Origin of the sequence: Allobosea sp. CER48, from assembly GCF_044752385.1 — a bacterium.
In the GTDB taxonomy this organism is placed as follows: domain Bacteria; phylum Pseudomonadota; class Alphaproteobacteria; order Rhizobiales; family Beijerinckiaceae; genus Allobosea.
Genome location: NZ_JBIWYK010000573.1, coordinates 1 through 1,727, shown reverse-complemented (window position 1 = coordinate 1,727; position 1,727 = coordinate 1). Strand labels below are relative to the sequence as shown.

The window sequence follows — 1,727 nt, the reverse complement described above, 5'->3', positions numbered from 1 at the left end:
CCGGAGGCCTCGGCCCGTGCCATTTCGAGGAAGTATGCCAGCGCTTCGAGCTTCGTCGCTCGCGCCATGCTCCGCAACTCGGCGGCCATGCTCTCGATGAAGGAGGCTGCCTCCAGCGCCGTCATCGGACGCGCGGGGATATCCTCGTCCCTTTGCTCGCCGAATCCGGGTTCGACGGGTGCCAGTCCTTTGGCCTTTTGCGTCATTGCGAATGGATTCCCTCAGTGCAGGGGGCACCAACTCGTCGGGAGCGATTCCCTTCGGTTGTGCAATTATAAATTGCATAACCAAACTGAATTCAAGCTCTGGTATATCAAGTCAGGACAAGGACGGCGAGCGGCAGGGTCGCCAGCGCCAGCAGCGTCTGCAGCGTGGTGATCTCGGCCATGAGGGGGGCATCGCCGCCGAGGTCGCGGGCGAGGAAATAGGCCGCGGTGGCGGTGGGCACCGCGCCGGCCACGATCGTCATGGCCAACGCCGGGCCGGTAACCCCGAACCAGCCGGCATAGAGCCACGCCGTCACCGGCATCACGACGAGCTTGAGCCCCACCGCGACCCAATGCGCCAGCCGCGGGCGCGCCAGCCGGTTGAGGTCGAGGGCCGATCCGACGACGAGCAGGCCGATGCCGAGAGAGGCTCGCCCGAGCACGTCGAGATAGCCCGTGAAGGCCGATGGCAGCAGCCATTGGGCCTGGTTGAACGCGAGCCCGACCGCGGAAGACCAGATGAAGGGATTGTACAGGATCGAGCGCACCGTGGCACCGACGCTCATCGTCTTGCCGTTGGCGAAGCGCGCGAGGACGACGACGCACATGATGTTGAGCAGCGGGATCATGGCGGCGACGGCGATCGCCATCAGGGTGGCGCCGTTCCGGCCTTGCAGCCCGGCGGCGAGCGCCAGCGCGACGAAGGTGTTCCAGCGCACCGAGCCCTGGAAGATCGAGGTGAAGGCCGGTCCCTCGATTCCCCCCCTCGCCAGCAGCGGGCGAGCCAGCAGGAGGAGCGCGGCGACGCTCAGGATGGCGAGTACGAGGCTTGCGCCCATGGCGAGGACGGGCACGCCGCGCAGGTCGGCCATGGCGAGCGTATGGATGACCACGGCCGGGAACAGGACCTGGTAGGTCAGGCGCTCGACGCCGAGCCAATGCGCCGGTGAAACGACGTTGCGGACCTTCAGGAGCCAGCCGGTCGCGATGACGAGGAAGACGGCGATCAGGCTGTCGAGCATGGTTTGACCGGGCGGGCAGGCGGAACAAGGAGGCCCGCCATCCGTTGATCCGGCGAGCCTAGAGGCCTGTCCCATGGCAGCATCAGGCCGGCAAGAGCGTTGATGGGAAGCCGCTTTGTTCCTGCCGCAATGCTGCCGCGATTGGTTCAGGTCGCATTCAATCGGGCCGTGCGAATGTATCGACATGGATCGGGACGGTCCCGAGAAAAGGAGATGCCGTCATGATGTCTCTGAGCAGAACGATTGCCATCGCATTGGCTGTCACGGGCGTGGCAGCCGGGAGCTTCACGGCTCCAGCGTTGGCGAAGGAGCAGCGCCTCTTCGATGCGGCGCGTCTCGACAAGGCTCAGGCCGAGTATACCCAGTATCGCGGCTACCGCGGTTATCGTGGCGGCTATTACGGCTACCGTGGCGGCTGGCGCGGCCCGTCGCGCGGTGCGGCGATCGCCGGCGCGGTCGGCCTTGGCATACTGGGCGCGGCCGCCGTGGCGGCGAACAA

Annotated in this window: 1 protein-coding gene and 1 pseudogene; one reads left to right on the top strand and one right to left on the bottom strand. The window is 66.4% G+C overall.

Going from position 1 to position 1,727, the window contains the following annotated elements:
* Positions 1-313: 313 nt before the first annotated feature.
* On the bottom strand, positions 314-1,228 hold the full coding sequence (locus ACIPIA_RS15630) for an AEC family transporter (RefSeq protein ID WP_400510880.1): 915 nt from the start codon (positions 1,226-1,228) through the stop codon (positions 314-316).
* Positions 1,229-1,452: 224 nt separating this feature from the next.
* Here ACIPIA_RS15630 and ACIPIA_RS15625 point away from each other — a divergent pair.
* A pseudogene (locus ACIPIA_RS15625) lies at positions 1,453-1,727 on the top strand (hypothetical protein); the annotation flags it as partial.

What these genes read in the sequence shown, in the direction of transcription:
- ACIPIA_RS15630 (WP_400510880.1), bottom strand. Translation starts at nt 1,228, where the DNA reads ATGCTCGACAGCCTGATCGCCGTCTTCCTCGTCATCGCGACCGGCTGG.